General features: G+C 65.9%; 18 protein-coding genes and 1 pseudogene. 10 read left to right on the forward strand and 9 right to left on the reverse strand.

The features are described from left to right. Nucleotides 1-24 precede the first annotated feature (24 nt). From smc to ABIA42_RS04350, 3 genes are all read right to left on the reverse strand, one after another. Complete coding sequence (gene smc / locus ABIA42_RS04340; RefSeq protein ID WP_370115294.1) at nt 25-3,489, reverse strand: chromosome segregation protein SMC; 3,465 nt, start codon at nt 3,487-3,489, stop codon at nt 25-27. 217 nt (nt 3,490-3,706) lie between these two features. Next, nucleotides 3,707-4,363 (reverse strand): DsbA family protein, encoded by a 657-nt coding sequence (locus ABIA42_RS04345; protein WP_370115292.1) that lies wholly within the window; start codon nt 4,361-4,363, stop codon nt 3,707-3,709. Between the two features lie 127 nt (nt 4,364-4,490). After that, nucleotides 4,491-4,982: a DUF721 domain-containing protein gene (locus ABIA42_RS04350; protein WP_370115290.1), complete on the reverse strand. Its 492-nt coding sequence runs from the start codon at nt 4,980-4,982 to the stop codon at nt 4,491-4,493. A gap of 163 nt (nt 4,983-5,145) precedes the next feature. Here ABIA42_RS04350 and mutY point away from each other — a divergent pair, with 163 nt between their 5' ends. Both mutY and ABIA42_RS04360 read left to right on the forward strand, forming a co-directional pair. After that, nucleotides 5,146-6,267, forward strand: coding sequence for an A/G-specific adenine glycosylase (mutY, locus tag ABIA42_RS04355; protein ID WP_370115288.1), 1,122 nt, complete (start codon nt 5,146-5,148; stop codon nt 6,265-6,267). A 66-nt stretch (nt 6,268-6,333) separates the two neighbouring features. Beyond that, the gene (locus tag ABIA42_RS04360; RefSeq protein WP_271526637.1) at nt 6,334-6,756 is read left to right on the forward strand and encodes a PaaI family thioesterase; all 423 of its coding nucleotides are present in this window, start codon (nt 6,334-6,336) and stop codon (nt 6,754-6,756) included. Between the two features lie 209 nt (nt 6,757-6,965). On the opposite strand, the gene ABIA42_RS04365 is transcribed toward ABIA42_RS04360, so the two are convergent. Further along, on the reverse strand, nt 6,966-8,243 hold the full coding sequence (locus tag ABIA42_RS04365) for a flavin-dependent oxidoreductase (RefSeq protein WP_370115286.1): 1,278 nt from the start codon (nt 8,241-8,243) through the stop codon (nt 6,966-6,968). 128 nt (nt 8,244-8,371) lie between these two features. Here ABIA42_RS04365 and ABIA42_RS04370 point away from each other — a divergent pair. Further along, nucleotides 8,372-8,994 (forward strand): annotated as a pseudogene (locus ABIA42_RS04370) (glutathione S-transferase family protein). A 220-nt stretch (nt 8,995-9,214) separates the two neighbouring features. Here ABIA42_RS04370 and ABIA42_RS04375 read toward each other — a convergent pair. Next, a complete protein-coding gene (locus ABIA42_RS04375) occupies nt 9,215-10,132 on the reverse strand; it encodes a LysR family transcriptional regulator (RefSeq protein WP_370115284.1) in 918 nt (305 codons plus the stop codon). 91 nt (nt 10,133-10,223) lie between these two features. Between ABIA42_RS04375 and ABIA42_RS04380 the strand changes: the two genes are divergently transcribed. From ABIA42_RS04380 to ABIA42_RS04400, 5 genes are all read left to right on the forward strand, one after another. Next, nucleotides 10,224-10,667, forward strand: coding sequence for a nuclear transport factor 2 family protein (locus tag ABIA42_RS04380; protein ID WP_271526633.1), 444 nt, complete (start codon nt 10,224-10,226; stop codon nt 10,665-10,667). A gap of 58 nt (nt 10,668-10,725) precedes the next feature. Further along, the gene (locus tag ABIA42_RS04385) at nt 10,726-10,887 is read left to right on the forward strand and encodes a DUF1127 domain-containing protein (protein ID WP_271526632.1); all 162 of its coding nucleotides are present in this window, start codon (nt 10,726-10,728) and stop codon (nt 10,885-10,887) included. Beyond that, complete coding sequence (locus ABIA42_RS04390; RefSeq protein ID WP_370115282.1) at nt 10,827-11,585, forward strand: biliverdin-producing heme oxygenase; 759 nt, start codon at nt 10,827-10,829, stop codon at nt 11,583-11,585. The genes ABIA42_RS04385 and ABIA42_RS04390 overlap by 61 nt, the downstream gene beginning before the upstream one ends. Beyond that, complete coding sequence (locus ABIA42_RS04395) at nt 11,582-14,128, forward strand: HWE histidine kinase domain-containing protein (protein ID WP_370115280.1); 2,547 nt, start codon at nt 11,582-11,584, stop codon at nt 14,126-14,128. Before ABIA42_RS04390 ends, ABIA42_RS04395 begins: the two co-directional genes overlap by 4 nt. Before the next feature lie 259 nt (nt 14,129-14,387). Beyond that, nucleotides 14,388-16,397 carry a methyl-accepting chemotaxis protein gene (locus tag ABIA42_RS04400; RefSeq protein WP_370115278.1) on the forward strand — a complete coding sequence of 670 codons (2,010 nt, stop codon included), beginning with the start codon at nt 14,388-14,390 and terminating at the stop codon, nt 16,395-16,397. A gap of 54 nt (nt 16,398-16,451) precedes the next feature. Here the strand turns inward: ABIA42_RS04400 and ABIA42_RS04405 are convergent, their stop codons facing one another. The 3 genes from ABIA42_RS04405 to ABIA42_RS04415 form a co-directional block, all read right to left on the reverse strand. Continuing rightward, nucleotides 16,452-17,132, reverse strand: a complete 681-nt coding sequence (locus tag ABIA42_RS04405; protein WP_370115276.1) for a glutathione S-transferase family protein — start codon at nt 17,130-17,132, stop codon at nt 16,452-16,454. A gap of 127 nt (nt 17,133-17,259) precedes the next feature. After that, on the reverse strand, nt 17,260-17,586 hold the full coding sequence (locus ABIA42_RS04410; RefSeq protein ID WP_271526628.1) for a hypothetical protein: 327 nt from the start codon (nt 17,584-17,586) through the stop codon (nt 17,260-17,262). A 147-nt stretch (nt 17,587-17,733) separates the two neighbouring features. After that, nucleotides 17,734-18,864, reverse strand: a complete 1,131-nt coding sequence (locus ABIA42_RS04415) for a site-specific DNA-methyltransferase (RefSeq protein WP_370115274.1) — start codon at nt 18,862-18,864, stop codon at nt 17,734-17,736. A 417-nt stretch (nt 18,865-19,281) separates the two neighbouring features. Between ABIA42_RS04415 and ABIA42_RS04420 the strand changes: the two genes are divergently transcribed. Continuing rightward, entirely contained in the window at nt 19,282-20,214 is a 933-nt protein-coding gene (locus ABIA42_RS04420) for a neutral zinc metallopeptidase (protein WP_271526626.1), read from the forward strand. A gap of 156 nt (nt 20,215-20,370) precedes the next feature. Continuing rightward, complete coding sequence (moaB, locus tag ABIA42_RS04425) at nt 20,371-20,931, forward strand: molybdenum cofactor biosynthesis protein B (protein WP_271526625.1); 561 nt, start codon at nt 20,371-20,373, stop codon at nt 20,929-20,931. Nucleotides 20,932-20,986: 55 nt separating this feature from the next. Here moaB and ABIA42_RS04430 read toward each other — a convergent pair whose 3' ends face one another. After that, entirely contained in the window at nt 20,987-21,946 is a 960-nt protein-coding gene (locus tag ABIA42_RS04430; protein ID WP_271526624.1) for a helix-turn-helix domain-containing GNAT family N-acetyltransferase, read from the reverse strand. Nucleotides 21,947-21,949 lie beyond the last annotated feature (3 nt).

The following is a 21,949-nucleotide window of genomic DNA, read 5'->3' on the forward strand; positions in this document are numbered from 1 at the left end:
AGCCCCGGAATGACGCTGGAGATATCACGCCACGTTCTGGTCGAGGATCTCCACCGCCTCTTGCAGGCTGACCGACACGAGCTGCGACACGCCGCGCTCGGCCATGGTGACACCGAAAAGGCGGTTCATCCGCGCCATGGTGATCGGGTTGTGCGTGATGATGATGAAGCGCGTGTCGGTCGAGCTCGTCATTTCGTGGAGCAGGTTGCAGTAGCGCTCGACGTTGTGGTCGTCGAGCGGCGCGTCGACTTCGTCCAGCACGCAGATCGGCGAGGGGTTGGTGAGGAACACCGCGAAGATCAGTGCCATCGCGGTCAGCGCCTGCTCTCCGCCCGAAAGCAGCGACAGCGTCTGCGGCTTCTTGCCCGGCGGCTTGGCGATGATTTCGAGACCGGCTTCCAGCGGGTCGTCGCTCTCGATCAGGTGCAGCGCGGCCTCGCCGCCGCCGAACAGCTCGACGAACAGGCGCTTGAAGTGGTTGTTGACGACCTCGAACGAGGTCAGGAGCCGCTCGCGCGCCTCCTTGTTGAGGCTCTGGATGCCCTGGCGCAGCCGCTTGATGGCTTCGACCAGGTCGTCACGCTCGGTGACGAGGCCGGTGTGCTGGGTCTCGACCTCGCGCAGCTCTTCCTCGGCGCGCAGGTTGACTGCGCCGAGGCGCTCGCGGTCGCGGCGCATCTTTTCGAGGTCTTCCTCGATGTCGTGCAGCGGCGGCAGCTCGGCGCCTGGCTCGATCTCGGCAAGGCCGGCGACGGCCTGCGGCTCGACCTCGAGCATGTCGCGGATCTCGCGCTCGACATCCTCCAGCCGACGCCGGGCGCCTTCCATGCGCTCCTCGGCGCGGGCAGTGGCCTCGCGGGCGCTCGACAGTGCCTCGAGCGTTAGCTTGGCGACGCGATCGGTCTCCGCCATCGCGCTTTCCGCGGTGGCGAGCGCGTCGGCGGCCATGCGGCGGTCGTTCTCGGCGTACTCGATCTCGGTGATCAGCGCGCTGCGCTTTTCCGCGAACACGGCCGGCGCGTTTTCGAGCTCGCTGCGCTCGATCGTGAGTTCGGCGATACGGGCCTGGATGGTGTCGATGTGGGAGGCCGCGCTCTCCTTGCGATTCTGCCACTCGGTTCGCTCGGCGAGGATCGCCTGCACGCGACGGTCGGCGAGCTCGGCCTCGCGTGCCAGCGCCTGCGCCTCGGCGCGGACCTGGGCGGCCATGCGGCGATGGCCTTCGATGTCGCTGCGGACGGCAGCGAGCCGGGTCTCGGTGTCCTCGCTCGACGGCAGCTCGCTGATGCCGGCTTCGGCGTATTCGTAGGCGGCCTCGGCTTCAGCGCGGTCGGCGGCGAGACGGCTGTGCGCTTCCGACAGCGTGGCCTTGCGCGCGGCGTGGCGGCTGATCTCGCGCTCGGCGGTGGCATGGCGCTCGCGCGCGACGTTGAGCTCGCGCTGCGCGGCGCGCCAGGCTTCGCGCGACGCGCCTTCCGTGCTGGCCGCCATCTGCAGCTCGGACTCGGCGTTCTCCAGCGCCTGCCGCTTGATCTGCGCGTCGATGCGGGCCTGCTCCAGCTCGTTCTCGATATCGACGAGGCGGGCACGCTCGGCAAGGCGGCGTGCGGCACCGGTCGGGGCGTGAGCCGCGGCGACAAAGCCGTCCCAGCGCCAGACGTCGCCCTCGGGCGAGACCAGCCGCTGGCCGGTCTTGAGCTGCGAGACCAGCTCCGCGCCGCGCTCGCGCGGCACCACGCCGATCTGCGCCAGGCGGCGCGCCAGCTCGGCCGGCGCCTGCACGTGATTGGCGAGCGGCACGACGCCTTCGGGCAGTGCCGGATCGCCTTCGGTGTGTCCGACATTGGTCCAGCGCATCGGCGCCGACGGGTCGATCGGCGCATCGAGATCGTCGCCGAGCGCGGCGCCGATCGCCTTTTCAAAGCCCTTGTCGACGTTGATGCCGTCGATGATCGGCGGCCACAGATTCTTGGTCTCGCCATTGACGATCTTGGAGATCGTGCGCGCCTCGGTCTCGAGCCGCTGCACGCGCTTGTCGGCCTCGACCAGCGGCGAGCGGGAGGATTCCAGCGTCTGGCGCGCGGCCACGTGCGCGGCCTCGCTCGCCTGGGCCGCGGCTTCCGACGCGGCCAGCGTCTGCTCCGCGGTCTCGACCACAGCGGTCAGCTCGTCGAGATCGCCGAAGCCGCCGGTCTCCTGCGCAAGCTTCTGCTCTTCGGCCGCCACATTCGCGATTTCCTGGTCGAGCCGGGCGAGCTTGTCGCGGTGAGTTCGGACGTTGGCCTCGAGCTGGTTGCGCTTGGCGGTGAGGTCGGCGAGCGCGGTGGTTAGCTCGGCGAACTTCTGCTCGGTTTCGGTCAGCACCGCCTCGGCTTCGGCGACGCGTTCGTCGACGCCGGAGCGCTTCTCGACGCGCGACTTGATCTCTTCCTTCAGCTCGGCGTCTTCTGCGTCGAGCCGCTGGAGGGCGACGTCGGCGTCCATGGTCTGCTGTTGGGCGCGGGAGATGTCGCCTTCGAATTGCGCGAGGCGCCGCTCGAGCTCGGCGACGCGCTCCTTGGCGCGCTCTTCCTCGCGGTCGAGCAGCTCGCGGGCATTGGTCAGGCGCTGCAGCCCGGCTGCGGCGCGCGCCTCGGCATCGCGCAGCGCCGGCATTTCCGCGGCGCGGATCGCCTGGATACGGGCGGCTTCGGCCTGGTGCTGGGTGCGCTCGGCCATCTCGCGCACCGCGAGATCGTGGGTCTGCCCGGACTCATTGACGTCGGCATGCGCGCCGATCCAGCGCAGATGGTACAGCGTGGCTTCGGCCTTGCGGACCTTGGCTGCGACCTCGCGATAGCGCACTGCCTGGCGGGCCTGCTTCTTGAGGCCTTCCATCTGGCCCGCGAGCTGGCCGATCACGTCCTCGACGCGGGTGAGGTTGGTTTCGGCCGCCTTCAGCCGCAGCTCGGCCTCGTGACGGCGGGCGTGCAGGCCGGCAACGCCGGCGGCGTCTTCCAGCACGCGGCGGCGCTGTTCCGGCTTGGCCTGGATGATCTCGCCGATCTTGCCCTGGTGGACGAGAGCCGGCGAGCGCGCACCAGTGGCGGCGTCCGCGAACAGGATCTGTACGTCGCGGGCGCGCACGTCGCGGCCGTTGATGCGATAGACCGAGCCAGCCTCGCGCTCGATGCGGCGGGAGACTTCCAGAAGCTGGCTGTCGTTCATCGCCGCCGGCGCGGTGCGATCGGCATTGTCGATCGTCATCGTCACTTCGGCGTGGTTGCGCGCGGGACGGTTGCCGGAGCCGGCGAAGATCACCGCGTCCATGTCAGCGGCGCGCAGCGATTTGTACGAGGTCTCGCCCATCGCCCAGCGCAGCGCTTCGACGAGATTCGACTTCCCGCAACCGTTGGGACCGACCACGCCGGTCAGGCCGGGCTCGATGACGAAGTCCGTGGGCTCGACAAAGGACTTGAAGCCGTGAAGGCGCAGGCGGGTGATTTTCATAAGCACGCATCTCTGTTGGCAGGCGCGAATCTCCCTGCCGGGACAATACCATGGAAGGCAATGTCGCTGTCTGGGTGAGTCGCGCGAGGCGGCTCATGCGGCTGGACAATGGCCGCGGTGCGCCGCAAGGGCAACCAGCGAAAGCCGCTTTTCCCAAGGGATTTGTGCCGGGAAGGATGCGGCTCCAGATGCGCGAATCAGGATTGTCGCGTGCGAATCAGCTCTTGAGCAGCGGATTGATCTTCTTGGCGAATTCCTCGAACGAGGCCTCGCCCTTGATCTTCTCGCCGTTGATGAAGAAGGTCGGCGTCGAATCGACCTTCAGCACGTCGCTGGCATATTTCTGGTCGGCGGCGATCTTGTCGAGCAGCGCCTGGTCCTTCAGGCAGGCCTCGACCTGCTGCTGGGTGAGGCCGGCCTGCTTGCCGATCCGCGTCAGGGTCTCGGTGGTGTTCTTCATCACCCAGTCGTTCTGCTGGCGGAACAGCATGTCGGTGACCGCGAAATATTTCGGCGCGTCGCCGTTGGCGATGCAGCGCGACAGCATCGATCCGGCGGCGGCTTTGATGTCGAGCGGGAACTCGCGGAAGATGTAACGCACCTTGCCGGTGTCGATGTACTCCTTCTTGATCTTCGGGAACACCTGCTCGTTGAAGGCGGCGCAGTGCGGGCAGGTCATCGAGGCGTATTCGGTGATGGTGACGGCGGCATCGTTCGGGCCGAGCGCCATGTCCGGCAGGGACACGGGCTTGGCCACATCGGCGGCCGATTGCGCCATGGCTTCCGAGACGAACCGCAGCGGCGAGAGCCCGGTGAGCGCGGCAAGCCCGGTCAGCGACAGCATCGTGGTGAAGGCGCGGCGGGTGATGATCAAGGTCGGCTCCCGGGATTGGCAAGGTTCGTCCGAGGTTCCCGCCCGGACGGCCTGTCGCTAGCTTGAAACGTCGATTGAGGCAATGGCGAGCCGCGCGGACGGGTCCAGTTTGGCGGCGGAATGAGGCTCAATTTCGCTTGATGGCGGCCCCGAGCCGGGCCAGCGCCGACTTGAGCTCGTCATCTTCAATGCCGCCCAGGCTCTCCGCCACCTTGGCGACGCTCTTGGGGTCCGGCGGGCCGGGCCGCACCCGGCGCCGGGCGCGCGACAGAGGAGCCTGGCGGAAGGCGAGCTTGCCGACCGCGTTCCAGCCGAAGAAGCGGTTGACCCGCTCCAGGATCACATCGGCGGAGTGCTGGATCTCCAGCGCCATCGGTCCCTCGACCCTCAGCACCAGGACCGCCGGCTCCTGCGGCTGACCCTCCACCGGGCGCGGCCATTGCATCTTGAGCGGCTCGGCATGGGCCGCGATCTCCGGCCCCGCGATCTGCGCCCACCGCGTCACCAGCTCGCGCGCGGCAAAACCCTGCCTGGCATAGGCCTCGGCGAAGACGTCGTCGACGAGGATGCCGAGCGGCTTGGCGCTGATGGGACCGGGCTTGGGAGGGAATTTGGACATGGTGACCTTATAGCACCGTGCGCGGCGCCTCAGGAACTGCTGACGTCATGGCCTGGCATTGTCCCGGTCATCTCCACGTCTTGCCGCGAAGAAAGACGTGGATGCCCGCGCCAAGGGCGGGCATCCCGTGGAGAGATCCGCCCGACGTCGTTACAGTGCGAGCATGCCCCTCAAATCGGCCCGCAGGGCAAATTCGGAACCAGTGCAACCGGAACGTTTGGCTCGACCGCTGGCGCTCCTCCAATGGTACGACCGCCACCGCCGCCGCCTGCCCTGGCGCGCGGCCCCCGGTGAGACATCGGATCCCTATCGCGTCTGGCTGTCCGAGATCATGCTCCAGCAGACCACCGTCAAGGCGGTCGGCCCTTACTTCGAGAAATTCGTCGCGCGCTGGCCGGATGTCACGGCGCTGGGGCGGGCTTCCCTGGACGACGTACTGCGGATGTGGGCGGGGCTCGGCTATTACTCGCGCGCACGAAACCTCCATGCTTGCGCGGTCGCGGTGACGCGCGAGCATGACGGCATCTTTCCCGATACGGAGGAGGGCTTGCGCGCGCTGCCGGGGATCGGGCCCTACACGGCGGCGGCGATCGCCGCGATCGCCTTCGACCGCCGCACCATGCCGGTCGATGGCAATATCGAGCGGGTGGTGTCGCGCCTGTTCGCGGTCGAGGAGGAGCTGCCGCAGGCCAAGCCGCTGATCCAGCAGCTGGCCGCGACGCTGCTGGCAGATTCTCGCGCCGGCGACGAGACGTCTCGCGCGGGGGACAGCGCGCAGGCGCTGATGGATCTCGGCGCCTCGATCTGCACGCCGAAGAAGCCGGCCTGCTCGCTGTGCCCGCTGAGCGAGGATTGCATGGCGCGCGCGCTCGGTACCCAGGAAACGTTCCCGCGCAAGGCGCCGAAGAAGAGCGGGACGTTGCGGCGGGGAGCGGCTTTCGTGGTCACGCGCGGCGACGAGCTGCTCGTCCGCTCAAGGCCCGACAAGGGGCTGCTCGGCGGCATGACGGAAGTGCCGGGCTCGGACTGGCTCGCCGGCCAGGACGATGCGGCAGCGAAGCAGCAGGCGCCGGAGCTGAAGGGGCTGTCGCGCTGGCAGCGCAAGGTGGGCGTCGTCACCCACGTCTTCACGCATTTTCCGCTGGAGCTGGTGGTCTACACCGCGACGGTGGAAGCCCGCACCCGTGCGCCCGAGGGCATGCGCTGGGTGCCCATCGCGACCCTGGCCGGCGAAGCGCTGCCCAACGTCATGCGCAAGGTCATCGCGCATGGATTGGGCTTCTAGGATCGATCCTGCTGACAACAGGCTGTCAGCAGCCTGGCGCTACCAGCGGGAAACAGGAGATCTCGCATGGTCAAGACCGCGCTCGACAATTTCCGAAGACCACCCTGTGCCGAACTGCTGGGATGGCGTCTGCTCGATGCCCGCCCGCAGGAGGGCTGGATCAAGCTCGGCTTCGAAGGCAAGCCGGAGTTTTGTAACCCTGCGGGTTTCATCCAGGGCGGCATGCTCTCGGCCATGCTCGACGACACGATGGGCCCGGCCGTGCTGGTGATGAGCGAGGGCCGGCTCTACACCACGACCATCAGCATGACCGTGAACTTCCTCGCGCCCGCCAGGCCCGGTCCGATCATCGGTGAAGCGAAGGTGACGCAGCTCGGCAAGACGATTGCGTTTGTCGAGGCGAAGCTGATGGCGGAGGACGGCACCGTGCTCGCGACGGCCAGCGCGAGCGAGCGGCTGCTGGAGGCGGCGAGGGTCGTGGGGAAATAGACGAGCCGCACACTCCACCTTCCTTCGCCCCTTGTGGGAGAAGGTGGCGCGAAGCGCCGGATGAGGGTTTCTCTCCGCGAGTCTAAACTGCGAGTTGGACTCGCGGAGAGATACCCCTCACCCGAGTGAGCCTGCGTCTTCCGGCATCGCTGCCCTCTCCCGCAAGGGGGCGAGGGCGCATCAACATGCATCTCGCTTCGAGTGAAAGCTCACGCTCCCGCCCGCGCATCCTTACTCACGATCGCCGGCTTCGCATTCAGCGCGTCGACCTGGAAGCCCGCGACGCGCTTGTAGTTCGCGGCGATGCCTTCCAGCTCCTGCTGGGACAGGATGTCGGTGACGACCTCAAAGCCGTCGGGCGCGCGCTCCTCGACGAGCTGCATCACCTGCTCGGGGCCGTTCTTGCGGTTGAGCAGGACGAGGTCGGTGGTCGCGGGCCTCCGCTCGGCTTCATAGGCGAGCAGGGCGGCGCTCGTCGGGCCATGCGCGAGAATCTCGCGGGTGATGACGCGGGCATCGAGGATCGCCTGCGAGGCGCCGTTCGAGCCGATCGGGTACATCGGATGCGCGGCATCGCCCATCAGCGTGACGCGGCCGAAGGTCCACCGCGACACCGGATCGCGGTCGACCAGCGGATATTCATAGGCGTGCGGGCAGTTCTTGATCAGTCCGGGCACGTCGAGCCAGTCGAACTTCCAGCTTTCGAACCAGGGCAAAAACTCTTCCAGCCGCGCGGTACGGTTGTAGTCCTCGCGCCGCCACTGATAGGTCGGGGGCATGTGCCGCTCGGCGACCCAGTTGATCTGATAGTTGCCCGCCGCATCCGGCGCCTTGCTGATCGGATAGCAGACGAATTTCAGGATCTCATGCCCCGCCATGATCATGGTGCGGCCGCTGAGGAATGCCTTCGCGGGCGTCACGCCGCGCCAGAGGATGCGGCCGTTCCAGATCGGCGGGCCTTCGCCCGGATAGAGCTTTTCGCGCACGGCGGAATGGATGCCGTCGGCGGCGATCAGAATCGCGCCGTCGTAGATCCCCGCGGCTTTGCCGGTCGACTTGTCGATGAAATCAGCGCGCACGCCATCCGCCGTCTCGGTCCAGCCGGTCAGATGGTGGCTGGTGAGGATGTTGTCGCGGCCGAGCCGCTCGATCGCTGCGTCGAGCAGGAGCTGCTGCAGCGTGCCGCGGTGGATCGAGAATTGCGGCCATTTGTACCCGGCCTCCAGTCCGCGCGGCTCGCTCCAGATCGGCTTGCCGTGCTTGGAGAAATATGCGAGCTCGCGCGTCCGCACGCCGCTGGCGTCCAATTTGTCCATCAAGCCGAGCTCGATCAGCTCGCGCACCGCATGCGGCAGCACGTTGATGCCGACGCCGAGCGGCTTCAGTTCGGCGACGCTCTCGAACACTTTTACGGGAACGCCGACTCCGTGCAGGCTGAGCGCAAGTGTCAACCCGCCGATGCCGCCACCGGCGATGAGTACCGTCATGAGAAACCCCTCCCTGTCGCAGGCGTCTTGGCACAGCCGGATGGCGGTGGGCAACTGCGAAGAGGATGTTGTGCTATGGACGTCGGGCCCGACAGTCGTTAGTTTTCGGCTTTCCCATGAGGTCCGACATGCTCAAGCTCTACTACGCCACCGGCACCTGCGCGCTCGCCACCTACATCACCCTGGAAGAAGCCGGCGCCGACTACGCGGCCGAGCGGCTGAGCTTCAAGGACAACCAGCAGAACAGCCCGGACTATCTCGCGATCAACCCGAAGGGCCGCGTGCCGGCGCTGGTCACCGACCGCGGCGTCCTGACCGAGACGCCGGCGATGCTGGCCTATATCGCGCAAGTGTTTCCCAAGGCGAAGCTCGCCCCGCTCGACGATCCCTTCGACTTCGCCGAGGTGCAGTCGTTCAACTCCTATCTCTGCTCGACCGTGCACATCAACCACGCCCACAAGATGCGCGGCGCGCGCTGGGCGACGCAGGAGAGCTCGTTCGCCGACATGAAGGCGATGGTCCCGAAGACCATGGCGGCCTGCTTCAAGCTCATCGAGCAGAAGATGTGTTTCGGGGACCCTGGGTCATGGGCGATCAGTTCACGATCTGCGATCCCTACCTCTACACGCTCTCGACCTGGCTCGAAGGCGACAGCGTCGACATCAATGCGACGCCGAAGATCGCCGATCACTTCAAGCGCATGTCCGACCGCCCCGCGGTGAGCAAGGTGATGGCGGCACAGAAGGCGTAGCAAATCTCGGTGTCGTCCCGGGCAAGCGTAAGCGCAGACCCGGGACCCATACCGCGGAATCTATCGATTGTGCTCGGTAGCAGTACCGAACGACCAGTCTTCACCAAAGCACGTCCTGGGCTATCGCGACGAGCGCAAGCGCTCGCACAGAGGTCCCGGATCGGCGCGCGCTTAGGGCGCGCTTGTCCGGGACGACACCGTGTTTGTTGAAGCTGTAAATTTATCCAGCCTTCCCCTTCTCCAACTCCCGCCCGGTCTCCAGCATCAGCCTTCGCAGCCAGATCGAGCCGGGGTCCATCTGCGCGCGGGTCGGGTGGAACATGAACTGCTCGTCGATCCCGGGGTCGAGCGGCGGTGTCACCGTGACGAGGCCGAGCTGCTTCGACAGCGCCGCGATCAGCCGGCGCGGCACGAAGGCGACGAGGTCGGTGCGGGCGGCGACGTGCAGCGCCTCGAGATAGCCTGACACCACCAGGGAGATGTGCCGCTCGATGCCCTTGGCTCGCAGCCAGGTGTCGATCAGGTCCTCGCTGTTGCCGCGGATGATCACGCCGACATGGCGCGCGGCGAGGAACGTCTCGCGCCGCTTCAACTTCGCCACCATCGGATGGCCGCGCCGCACCGCCAGCGCGTCGCTGTCGGTGTAGAGCAGCTGGCGGTGAAAGCCCTTGAAGGCATTGCCGATCGAGATCACGAGATCGATCGTGCGGGCGAATTCGGCATGGAAGATCGCGGGTCCCCGCCACGGCACGACGTCGATGCGGACATTGGGCGCAAGGCGCGTCACCTTCTCCATCAAGGGCGGCATCAGCAGCTCGACCGCGAGATCCGGCATCATCAGGCGGAATTGCCGCTCGCTGCGCGCGGCGTCGAAATCGTCGGGTACGAACAGCCCGCGCACCTGGTCGAGCGCCTGCGCCAGCGGGGCGCGCAGCGCAAGGGCCCGTGGCGTCAGCTCCATCCGCGCGCCGGTGCGTACCAGCAGCGGATCGCCAAAAATGTCGCGCAGACGCTGGAGCGCATGGCTCGCCGCCGGCTGCGACAGCCCGAGCCGCAGCGCGGCACGGCTGACATTGGCCTCGCGCAGCAGCGCATCGAGCGCGGTCAGCAGATTGAGGTCGAGCGAATTCAAATTCATAAGGTGAATATATATCATATTCACTATCGATTTGAAGAATGCTGATCGGCCGGTGATGATCTTCGCGATGTCACACCACGGAGATGCCGCCATGAGCGCTGCCGCCAACAAGAAACTGATGCAGGACATTTTCGCCGCCGCCGCCAATCCCGATCCGGCCGCGCGCGATCGCGCCCTGTTCACCGCCAGCCTCGCCGACGACGCCAAATGGGTCGTGACCGGGCAGTATTCCTGGTCCCGCACCTTTTCAGGCAAGGAGGCGATCCTCAACGACCTCCACGGCTATGTGCGCACCCGCCTGCGCGACCGGACGCGGACAATCGCTCACCGCTTCATCGCCGACGGGGACATCGTCGTCGTGGAAGCCAAGGGCGACAACGTCACGCCCGAAGGCGTGCGCTACGACAACGACTATTGCCTGGTGTTTCGCCTCGCGGACGGCAAGATCAAGGAGATCCGCGAGTACTGCGACTCGATCCTGACCGAGAGGGCGCTCGGTCCGTTTCCACAAACGGTCGCGAGAGCCTCGGGCTAGCGGCTTGAGCGCCATCTGGTCTGCCGGCTGGCGCCCTTCGTTCCGGTCTGCGAGGGTCGTGTTGGTCTGGCGAAAGCTGGCGGAGATCGTCCGGCTCCGGCGCGAGCGCGCGCGGATACGCTGCCAGCTCGCCGCCATGAGCGAGCGGGAGCTTCTGGATTGCGGAATGACGCGGTCGGAGATCGAGTACGAGCTGAGAAAGCCTGTCCGGCGGAAATAGAGCGGAGGCGGCCTCTATTTCTTCCGGACCCGGAGGAACCTTCGGTTTCCGCCGGCGTTCCCTCGGCTTCGGGAGCGATCGCGCCCCGGCAACCTGCATTTTTTGGGAATTTCATGCTCGCTGGGGCTTCGCACGTTTCAACACAGGTGGGCCGCAGCTTCTCCGGACTCCGCGAACGACTGAAAGATGCGACCTCGGCTGCGCACCGCGCGCTCGACACCCAGCTTTCCGCATTCGATCTCGGCGGGCGGGCCGGCTATCGCCGCTTTCTTCAGGCCAGCGCCGGAGCTCTTCTTCCGCTCGAAGCCGCGCTCGTCGAGGCCGGCGTGGAGCGCATGTTTCCGGACTGGCCCGAACGGTCGCGCAGCGCTGCGATCGCGGTTGATCTCGGACGCCTCGGCACGCGCGCGGCGTCGACAGTGTCGGTGCCGCGGCTGACGCGCAGCGGGGTGCTGGGCACGATGTATGTGCTGGAGGGCTCGCGGCTCGGCGCGAAATTCCTGCTGAAGACGGTCACGGACGCGGGCGATGCGCGCGTCAGTGAAGCCACCACCTATCTCCGCCATGGCGCGGGCAAGCGGCTCTGGCAGAGTTTTCTGGTGAAGCTCGCAAGCGAACAGCTGGGTGACGAGGACGAGATAATCGATTCCGCTCGCATTGCTTTCGACGCATTCGAGCGGGCGGCGGACCGCGCATGAACGAGGCGGTCAATCTCACCAATTGCGACCGCGAGCCGATTCACATTCCCGGCAGCGTGCAGCCGTTTGGTTTCCTGCTGGCTGTGCTCTCGGATTTCACGATCTGCATGGCATCAGACAATGTCGGCAGCTTCCTCGGCGCTGACGTTGCCGAGCTGCTCCAACGACCGCTGTCGAGCGTGATCTCGGAGGCGGCCGTCGAGACGATCCGCAGCCGTGTCGATCATCTCGGCGGCCCGGACGCGACCGAACGCCTGTTCGGCGTGGAGCTGCAGTCAGGCAGGCCGCCCTTCGACCTCTCCATTCATCTTTCCGGCGTTTATCTGATCATCGAGGCGGAGCCGAGCGCGCACGAGCCCGGCGTCAATTCGGGCGAACTCGTGCGCTTGATGCTCGAGAGGATCCGCAAGACACGCGGCATGGCCGATCTGGCGCGGGAGGCGGCGCGCCAGCTCAAGGTGCTGACCGGCTTCGACCGGGTCATGGTCTATCAGTTTCATCCGGACGGCTCGGGCGAGGTGATCGCCGAGACCGCGGAGGCGCAACTCGAATCCTTTCTCGGCCTGCGTTATCCTGCATCGGACATTCCAAGGCAGGCGCGGGCCCTCTACCAGCGCAACTGGCTGCGTATCATCGCCGACGTCAATGCCGGGCCGGCCGCGCTGGTGTCGACGGCTACGCACAACGCAGGACTGCTCGATCTTTCGATGAGCGTGCTGCGCTCGGTATCGCCGATCCACATCGAATATCTGCGCAACATGGGCGTTGCCGCCTCCATGTCGGTGTCGATCCTGCGCGACGGCAAGCTGTGGGGTCTGTTTGCCTGCCATCACTATTCGCCGCGCTATATTTCGTTCGACAGGCGTACCGCGTCCGAGCTGTTCGGGCAGATGTTCTCGTGGATCGTGGAAGGGCGCGAGCGCGAGAGCGATGTTGGCTACGAGGCCCGTGCTCACCAGATCCAGGAACGGCTGATCGAAACCGCCGCGTCGCACGAGCATAGCCGGCGAGCGATCGTCGATTTCGTCGGCGATTACCAGAAAATGATCGAATGCGACGGAGTCGCCGTATGGTCCGACAACAAGATCACGCTCCAGGGCGAGACGCCCACCGAGGACGAGGTCAAGGACCTGGTGGCTTTCATCAACCGGACCTCGCCGGGCCGAATTTTCGCCAGCGGCCAGATCGCTCAGGTCTACGCCGCCGGTCAGGCCTTTCGCGACCGCGCGGCGGGCTTTCTCGCCATCCCGATTTCGAGGACCCCGCGCGATTGCCTGATCTTCTTCCGGCGCGAGGTCCTGCAGGCCGTGAAATGGGCCGGGGATCCCAACAAGGTCTACGATGAAGGTCCGCACGGGCCGCGCCTGACGCCGCGCAAGAGCTTCGAGCTCTGGCAGGAGACGGTGGCGGGGCAGTCGAAGCCGTGGTCGGCGGCCGACATCCGCATCGCCGAGAGCCTGCGCGTTACGCTGCTAGAAGTGATCCTGCAACTGTCCGACCTCGCCGCACGCGAGCGCCGCGGGGCGCAGGAGCGGCAGGAATTGATGATCGCCGAGCTCAATCACCGCGTCCGCAACATCCTGAGCCTCGTGCGCGCCCTGGTGGCGCAGAGCAAGGACACCGCGACCAGCGTCGAGGAGTTCGCCGGCGTGCTCGGCGGTCGCATCCAGGCTCTGGCGCGCGCCCACGATCAGATCACAAACCTGAACTGGGCCCCGGTCGCGCTCCGCACCTTGGTCGAGTCCGAAGCCGGCGCCTATCTCGGCGCGCGCGCGGGACGGGTGAAGATGGGCGGTCCGGACGTCGCGCTGGATCCCAAGGCGTTCGCCACGCTGGCTCTGGTCGTGCACGAGATGATGACCAATTCCGCCAAGTATGGCGCACTTGCCGATTCCACCGGCAGTGTCGAGGTGGTCTGGCGCCTCGATCCATCCTCCAGCCTCGTCATCGAATGGAAGGAGAGCGGCGGTCCGCCGGTGCAGCCGCCGTCGCGGCGCGGCTTCGGCACCACGATCATCGAGCGATCGGTGCCGTTCGACCTCAAGGGCGATGCCGAGATCCGCTTCGACCTCCTGGGCGTGCAGGCAAAGTTCGTGATTCCCCCCAATTTCGTCGAATTGGTCCCGTCCATCGCAGGAGCCGCCATGCGCGTCGAGGAGCAGCAGTCCGCCCGACCCAGGATTTCCGACACGGCGCTGATCGTCGAGGACAATCTGATCATCGCCATGGCGGCGGAGGTCATCCTGCTCGATCTCGGCGCCCGCCACGTCGACACTGCCGCAACCGTCGACCAGGCGCTGCGCTCGATCGAGCGCACACGGCCGAGCTTTGCCCTGCTCGATCTCAACCTCGGCAGCGAGAGCAGCATCAAGGTGGCTCAGAAGCTCAAGGAGATCGGGGTGCCCTTCATCTTCGCGACCGGCTATGGCGAGCGTGCGCCGATCCCCGAGCAACTGGCGTCGGCGCCGGTGGTCCAGAAGCCCTACACGCTGGAAGTGGTCGAGCATGCACTCGACAAATTGCAGAAGGCCGGCGCCTCGTGAGCGTTCGCATGCAGCGCTCTGCATGACGCTACGCATTCGCGCGCGAACTTTGCATAGCTGCCGACAAAAACAGCAGATTTCGTGCCGGCCGATCTCAATCGCGCGAAAGATTTGAAGGTTCAATTAACGAGTGTCCTCCATTGTACCGCGGTGCAGCGTGGGTCGCGAGGATGCGACGCGCGGCTGCCGGGGTGGCCGGTGACGATCGCCGGAATCGTTCGGCCGCTCGAAGCGGAATGCATCTGGATGGACAGTGGGAATGCCGAAGTTTCGTTTGCGGATCAGGGGACGCCTGTACGCAGGTTTCATGGCCCTGGTGGCGGTCGGTCTCGTGATGGCCGTGGTTGCCGTCTGGAATTTGCGGGACGTGCAGGATCAGGTCGCAAGACAATCCGCGCTCTCGGACAGCACGGCGCGGGTGCTGGAGATATCCACCCATCTTCAGGCGATCCAGCGCGCCAATCTGCGCTACGTCTACGATGCGAACGAGCCGGCGATGAAGGAAGCGCAGGAGCGAGAAACTGCCGCGATCGAGCTGTTGCGGGTCGGGGCGAAGGGCACGCTCTCGGAGGAGCGGAGAACGCTCTACAACGGCCTGATCGACGACATCGCCAAAATGCGACGCCTGCGTGACAATCTCGGCGACGCCGTCAACGAGGCGAGAACGGGCAAGGCGACGCTGCTGCCGAGCGGGGAGGATCTGGCCGTCAAGACGGGCAAGCTCGTCGACGTGGCGCGCGCCGCCGTCGACGAAGATACCGCGGCCCTCGTCGCCGATCTCGAATCGCGAATCCTGCTCGTGAGGATCGCAAACTGGCGGTTTCTGGCCCTGCGCGATACGCAGGGCCCTGCGACCTTCAGGGCGAGCGTCGACAGGGCAGCGCAACGGCTCGCGGCACTCGAAAAGAGCCCGCAGGCGACGGAGTTGCGAGCCACGCTGGCGCCGGTGAAGACCTCGCTCGGAATCTACAAGTCGGCGTTCGAGACGACCTCCGCAGCGATGCTTCAGGCTGACGAAATCTACCATAAGAACCTCGCGCCTCTCATCGTCGACAGCATCGGCAAGCTCAAGGTTGTGGAAACGACCCTGAAAAAGGACTACCAGGACTCGCGCAACAATGCCGAAGCTGTGATCGCCGGCACGACGACCGTTCAGGAGGTCGCCGGCGGCCTCGCCATCTTGTTCGGCGGCATCGTCGCCTTCCTGATCGCCCGCAGCATCGTCGGTCCCCTGACCTCGATGACAGGTGCGATGGGGCGGCTTGCCGGCGGCAATCTCGAGGTCGAGATTCCCGGTCGCGGCAGGGTCGACGAGATTGGCGACATGGCCAAGGCGATCCAGGTGTTCAAGGACAACATGATCGAGACCGAGCGCATGCGCTCCGAGCAGGCCGAGATCGAGGCGCGGCAGGCCGAGAGCCGCAAGAAAGACATGGCCAGGCTTGCCGATCAGTTCGAGCAGGCGGTCGGTGAGATCGTCAACACGGTGTCGTCGGCGTCGAGCGAGCTCGAAGCCTCCGCAGGCACTTTGACCACGACCGCGGCGCGGGCCCAGGACCTTTCGACGGAGGTCGCCAGCGCGTCGCAGGAGGCCTCGGCCAATGTGCAGGCGGTCGCCTCGGCGACCGAGGAGCTCTCCTCCTCGGTATCCGAGATTGCCCGCCAGGTGCAGGAATCCGCCCGCATCGCCACCGAGGCCGTCGGTCAGGCGAGCCGGACCAACGAGCGCGTCGGGGCGCTCTCCAAGGCCGCCGCGCGGATCGGTGACGTGGTCGAGCTGATCAGCACCATCGCCGGCCAGACCAATCTCCTCGCGCTCAACGCCACCATCGAGGCGGCGCGTGCGGGCGAAGCCGGCCGCGGCTTTGCGGTGGTCGCCTCCGAGGTCAAGGCGCTGGCCGAGCAGACTGCGAAGGCCACCGGCGAGATCGCCCAGCAGGTCTCCGGGATACAGGCCGCGACGGAGGAGTCGGTCGGCTCGATCAAGGAGATCAGCGGCACCATCGAGCGGTTGTCGGAGATTTCGTCGACGGTCGCCGCCGCCGTGGAGCAGCAGGGCGCTGCGACGCAGGAGATTTCGCGCAACGTCCAGCAGGCGGCCCACGGCACCCAGCTGGTGTCGTCCAACATCGGCGACGTGCAGCGCGGCGCTTCCGAGACCGGCTCAGCGTCCTCGCAGGTGCTGTCGGCGGCACGCTCGCTCTCGGCCGACAGCAACCGCCTCAAGCTCGAAGTGGCCAAGTTCCTGAGCTCGGTCCACGCCGCCTGAAGCCTCAAACGCAAAAGGCCACGCGCATGCGCGTGGCCTCGAAGAGCGGCGCGATCAGGCCACCTTGGTCGTCATGTGCTTGAACATGTTGCTGCGCGCTTCGTCGTCCATCTCGGCCTTGAAGGTGAACTTGTCCTTCAGGGCGATGGCGCGCGCCGCCGCGGGCCGCGCCGAGATCTCGTCGACGAGCCGCTTCACGTTCGGGTATCGCGCAAAGGCGTCGTCGCCGAGCTTGAACGGTATCATCCGCGCCCAGCCCCACAGTGCCATGTCGACGATCGAATAGCTGTCGCCGACCATGTAGCGGCGGCCTTGGAGGTGACCGTCGAGAATCCTGTAGTGGCGATCGGTCTCGTAGTGGTAGCGATTATGGGCGTAGTCGTGGTTCTGGTCCTTCGGCGCGAAATGCTTGAAGTGGACGGCCTGACCCGAATACGGCCCGACGCCGGTCGCCACGAACATCAGCCAGGACAGCAATTCGGCGCGGTTCGAAGGCAGGAACTTGCCGGTCTTCTCGGCGAGATAGAGCAGGATGGCGTTCGAGTCGAACACGATCGTGCCGTCGTCGTCGATGGCCGGCACCTTGCCGTTCGGATTGATCTTCAGAAATTCAGGCGCGAATTGCTCGCCCTTGCGGGTGTCGATCTTGACCGGCTCGAAGGCCAGTCCGGACTCCTCCAGAAACAGCGCAACCTTGGTCGGATTCGGCGATCCGTTGAAATAGAATTTGAGCATCGAGCATCTCTCCCGGTGTCTGTTGCGCGCGCGGACGCGGCGTGATTGGGCGGACCTTGTCTTGCCTGAACCCGTTGCGGGAGAGCAACCGGCGAGTTTGCTGGGCGGTGTCTGCGCGTTGCGCAGGTCAAGCGGCGTAACAAAGGCCGATTGCCGCCGTAATGACCATGGCCGCGCCCACGGCCTCCAGCCGCAGCCCGAGCCGCGCGGCCAGATGCATGTCGGAGGCCCGCGCCGCGCGCTCCGGTCCGCGCGCGTAGCCGTGGACGATGACGTCGTGGTTGAAATTGTCGTGCGCCTCGTTGCTGCTGGCGAGCCCGACGCAAATCACGAGCATGCCGAACAGCGCGAGCCCGAAAAATCCCAACAGCGCGATCAGGAACATCGGAAACATGCCGACCAGGAAGATCGGCAGCAGCGGCACCAGCAGCAATGTCTCGGATTGTCGTCGCATGGAGCCCAACCGGTCAGGACGGGGCTGATCTGGCCAATCTAGTCCTGGCGACGGCGGCATTCAAGCCGCTGCAGGGTGGGCAAGGCGCGAGGCGCCGTGCCCACCAGCACTGCATCGATCCGGATCGATGGGGATGGCGGGAAGTGGCTACTCCGCCGCCATGCCGGCGCGGATCTCGGCGCGCAGCTCGTCGATCAGCTTGAGACCCTTCTTGGTCTCGACGTGCCAGAAGGTCCAGCCGTTGCAGGCCTGCGCGCCTTGCGCCACCGCGCCGATGCGGTGGATCGAGCCGACCTTATCGCCCAGCATGATGGCGCCGTCGGCACGGACCAGCGCGCCCAGCTTCTTCTTGGCGTCGAACAGTTTCGTGCCGGGCATGATCATGCCGCGCTCGATCAGCTCGGAGAACGCCACCCGCGGCGCTTCGCGCGCGGTCATGAACGGAGCGAGGCTCTCTTCCGGCAGCGGCTCGACCGCGGCGATGCGCGCCTCGGCCGCCCTGGCGTAGGTCTTGTCGCGCTCGAAGCCGATATAGGAGCGGCCGAGGCGCTTGGCGACCGCGCCGGTGGTGCCGGTGCCGTTGAAGGGATCGATCACGAGATCGCCGGGCTTGGATGACGACAGCAGCACGCGCGCGAGCAGGCCTTCCGGCTTCTGCGTCGGATGCACTTTCTTGCCGTCCGCGCCCTTGAGGCGCTCTTCGCCGGTGCAGAGCGGGATCAGCCAGTCGGACCGCGCCTGCACGTCCTCGTTGGCGGCCTTCAGCGCCTCGTAGTTGAACGTATAGCCCTTGGCCTTCTCGTCGCGCGCGGCCCAGATCATGGTCTCGTGCGCGTTGGTGAAGCGGCGGCCGCGGAAATTCGGCATCGGGTTGGTCTTGCGCCAGACGATGTCGTTCAGGAGCCAGAAGCCGAGGTCCTGCATGATCGCGCCGACGCGGAAGATGTTGTGATAGGAGCCGATCACCCAGATCGTCGCCGATGGCTTCATCGCGCGGCGGGCGGCAAGCAGCCAGGCGCGGGTGAAATCGTCATAGGCGGAGAACGAATCGAACTTGTCCCAGTCGTCGTTGACGGCATCGACATGGGATTCGTCGGGGCGCTTGAGATCGCCCTTGAGCTGGAGGTTGTAGGGCGGGTCGGCGAACACCAGGTCGACCGAACCAGCCCGAAGCTTCGACATCTCGGCGACGCAATCGCCGAGAATGATGCGATGCGAAGCGGACTCAAAATTTGTGCGGGGCGCCCTTGCAGACGCCCCGCGACGCGACTCTACCATGACTCAAGAACTCTGACTCAGGCGACGCTGTCGGCGACGCGGGACCAAACAACCGACTGGCCGTTACATTGAAGGGGCAAAGTAAAAAACGACTTAACCCGCCGCTTTCGTGAGCAGCCCTCGCCTTGCCGCTTGTGCGCACGTTGTTGTGCGCATTCGCCATATTTTACAGTGTATTTCGCGTTTGCTCGGCTTGCTGCAGCAATCATGGCTGCAAAAAGGCTGCAAATTTCTCTCGGAAAAAACTGCTCGACCCTCGGAAAAAATTGCTGGCATCGACACGCTGTCGCACTAGGCAATTTTTGCCGGCCACGATATTGATAAAAGCAACGGAAATTTTACGTATGTGGCGCGTTGAGCTTTCGCACTCTCGTGCGCCGTCGAAACTGATTCAGGGACCCCCAAGGGAAAGCCGCCATGCGTTACGATGACTTCCGCCGCAGCGACGACATCGAGGATCGTCGCGATGAAGGTGGCGGCGGGGGAGGAGGCGGGTTCGGCCTGCCGATGGGCGGCGGCGGGCTCGGCATCGGTACCATCATTATCCTCGGCCTGGTCGGTTACGCCTTTGGCATCGATCCACGCATCCTGATCGGCGGCGCCGAGATTCTGACCGGCGGCGGCCAAGCGCCGACCTACCAGACCGATCGCCAGGCGTCCTCGGGCAAGCGCGGCGCGCCGACCGACGAGATGGGCAGCATGATCTCCGGCATCCTCGGCGAGATCGATGATCGCTGGAGCGAGATATTCCAGGCCAGCGGCCAGTCCTACACCGGTCCGAAGATCGTGCTGTTCCGCAACGCCACCAATGGCGGCCGCTGCGGCATGGCGCAGTCGGCGATGGGGCCGTTCTATTGTCCGCCCGACCGCACCATCTACCTCGACACTGGCTTCTTCCGCGAGGTCGAGACGCGCTTTCGCGGCTGCTCCGGCAAGTCGGCGTGCAATTTCACCACCGCCTACATCATTGCGCATGAAGCCGGTCATCACATCCAGAACCTGCTCGGCATCATTCCGCGCGTGACGCGGCTGCAGCAGCAGGTCGGCTCGAAGGCCGAGGCGAATGCGCTCCAGGTGAAGGTGGAGTTGCAGGCCGACTGCCTGTCCGGCGTCTGGGTCAACCGCGAGGCGAAGAAGCGTCCGAACTTCCTCGAGCCCGGCGACATCGACGCCGCGCTGACCACGGCGAGCGCGATCGGCGACGATACGCTGCAGCGCCAGTCGACGGGCCGCGTCGTGCCGGATTCCTTCACCCACGGTTCGGCGGCGCAACGCAAGCAATGGTTCATGACCGGCTACCAGCAGGGCACGGTCCAGGCCTGCAACACGTTCGGCGCGGGAGCGTTGTAAGGAAGGCTCGTGCCCCGGACGCAGCGCAGCGCTTCCTCAGCGGTGCGCTGCAGAGCCGGGGCCCACATGCCGGTCTCACAAATCTCTCAAGTGGGTCCCGGCTCTGCGGCGCGGCGCTGATGCGCCGCACCTTGTCCGGGACACGAAAGACGCAACATGGCCATCGACGAATCCAAACAATTCATTCCGCTCAACATCGCGGTGCTCACGGTCTCCGACACGCGTGCGCTCGCGGACGACAAGTCCGGCCAGACCCTGGTCGATCGTCTCACCGCTGCGGGCCATCATCTCGCCGCGCGCGAGATCGTCACCGACGATGTCGAGGCGATCCGCGCCGTCATCCGCCGCTGGATTGCAGATAGCGGCGTCGACGTCGTCATCACCACCGGCGGCACGGGCTTCACCGGGCGCGACGTCACGCCGGAGGCGATCGAGCCGTTGTTCGAGAAGCGCATGGACGGTTTCTCGATCGCGTTCCACCTGCTGAGCCATGCCAAGATCGGCACATCGACGATCCAGAGCCGCGCCACCGCGGGCGTCGCCGGCGCGACCTACATCTTCTGTCTCCCCGGTTCACCAGGGGCCTGCCGCGATGGCTGGGATGGCATCCTCGCAGCCCAGCTCGACTACCGCACGCGCCCCTGCAATTTCGTCGAGATCATGCCGCGGCTGGACGAGCACCTGCGCCGGCCGAAGGCGCAAGGCGCAACGGTGTAGGCGCTGAAGGAATCAATTCGCATGTCGCTTGCTGCTCGAATTGTCCGTTGCAAGCTCAGAGATCCCGTTCCCAGGTCTCGCCAACAAGATCCTGCCCGAAGCTGCGATGCGGCTCGGTGGCGACGAGCCTGAAACCTGCACTTTGATAGATGCCGCGCGCGGCAACCAGGATGCTCTGCGTCCACAGCGTCATCTTGCTGTAGCCCCGCTCGCGTGCGCCCTTGATACATTGCTCGACCAGCGCACGGCCGACGCCGAGGCCTCGCGCTTTCTTCTCCACCTGCAACAGGCGGAGTTTTGCGGTCTCGTCCGTGGCCTTGACCAGGAACACCGAGCCGACCGGCTCGCCGCCGACCTCGGCGATCCAGCAGTGCTCGCGCGCGGCGTCGTAATTCCTGATGAACTGCGCGCAGATCTCGGCGACCAGCGCCTCGTAGCTGATGTCCCAATCGTAGTCCGCGGCGTAGGCGGCAGCCTGCCGGGAGACGACCCAGCCCATGTCGCCGACGCGATGGCTGCGCAGCATGAAAGCCGTGGGCGGGCTTCGGCGTTGCTCCAGCACGGCCTCGATGGTCGCCATGGCCTGCGTGAGCCGCGTCGCATCGCCGGGCGAGAGCTGAGCCAGCATCGCGGCGACCTCGTTTTGCGAGCTCAGGTTCAGCTTGGCGAAAGCCTGCCGGCCCTTGGCGGTCAGGCTGAGCTGGTATTGCCTGCGGTCCGCGGGCAGGGGCTTTCGCGTGATCAGCCCCTTCTCGTCGAAGCTCTGGACGATGCGGCTGAGATAGCCGGGATCGAGACCGAGCTCGTTTCCGATCTCTTTTGCGGCAAGGTCGTCGCGATGGGCGAGCTCGTAGAGCACCCGAGCTTCGCTGAGCGAGAACGGACTCTTGCCGAGGTGCTGGTCGAGCACACCGAGCTTGCGGGTGTAGAAGCGGTTGAAGGCGCGAACCGCTGCGACGTGGTCGTCGTCGGCCTGTTCGGCCACGGCGTTTGACGACGAAGCTTTCGATAGCATGGG

Source organism: Bradyrhizobium sp. USDA 327 (genome assembly GCF_041262065.1).
GTDB classification, from domain to species: domain Bacteria; phylum Pseudomonadota; class Alphaproteobacteria; order Rhizobiales; family Xanthobacteraceae; genus Bradyrhizobium; species Bradyrhizobium liaoningense.

Excerpts from the sequence above, each read along its gene's own strand:
- smc (WP_370115294.1), bottom strand. The coding sequence starts at position 3,489 with ATGAAAATCACCCGCCTGCGCCTTCACGGCTTCAAGTCCTTTGTCGAG.
- ABIA42_RS04350 (WP_370115290.1), bottom strand. The coding sequence starts at position 4,982 with ATGTCCAAATTCCCTCCCAAGCCCGGTCCCATCAGCGCCAAGCCGCTC.
- mutY (WP_370115288.1), top strand. The coding sequence starts at position 5,146 with ATGCCCCTCAAATCGGCCCGCAGGGCAAATTCGGAACCAGTGCAACCG.
- ABIA42_RS04360 (WP_271526637.1), top strand. The coding sequence starts at position 6,334 with ATGGTCAAGACCGCGCTCGACAATTTCCGAAGACCACCCTGTGCCGAA.
- ABIA42_RS04365 (WP_370115286.1), bottom strand. The coding sequence starts at position 8,243 with ATGACGGTACTCATCGCCGGTGGCGGCATCGGCGGGTTGACACTTGCG.
- ABIA42_RS04375 (WP_370115284.1), bottom strand. The coding sequence starts at position 10,132 with ATGAATTTGAATTCGCTCGACCTCAATCTGCTGACCGCGCTCGATGCG.
- ABIA42_RS04380 (WP_271526633.1), top strand. The coding sequence starts at position 10,224 with ATGAGCGCTGCCGCCAACAAGAAACTGATGCAGGACATTTTCGCCGCC.
- ABIA42_RS04395 (WP_370115280.1), top strand. The coding sequence starts at position 11,582 with ATGAACGAGGCGGTCAATCTCACCAATTGCGACCGCGAGCCGATTCAC.
- ABIA42_RS04400 (WP_370115278.1), top strand. The coding sequence starts at position 14,388 with ATGCCGAAGTTTCGTTTGCGGATCAGGGGACGCCTGTACGCAGGTTTC.
- ABIA42_RS04405 (WP_370115276.1), bottom strand. The coding sequence starts at position 17,132 with ATGCTCAAATTCTATTTCAACGGATCGCCGAATCCGACCAAGGTTGCG.
- ABIA42_RS04410 (WP_271526628.1), bottom strand. The coding sequence starts at position 17,586 with ATGCGACGACAATCCGAGACATTGCTGCTGGTGCCGCTGCTGCCGATC.
- ABIA42_RS04415 (WP_370115274.1), bottom strand. The coding sequence starts at position 18,864 with ATGGTAGAGTCGCGTCGCGGGGCGTCTGCAAGGGCGCCCCGCACAAAT.
- ABIA42_RS04420 (WP_271526626.1), top strand. The coding sequence starts at position 19,282 with ATGCGTTACGATGACTTCCGCCGCAGCGACGACATCGAGGATCGTCGC.
- moaB (WP_271526625.1), top strand. The coding sequence starts at position 20,371 with ATGGCCATCGACGAATCCAAACAATTCATTCCGCTCAACATCGCGGTG.
- ABIA42_RS04430 (WP_271526624.1), bottom strand. The coding sequence starts at position 21,946 with ATGCTATCGAAAGCTTCGTCGTCAAACGCCGTGGCCGAACAGGCCGAC.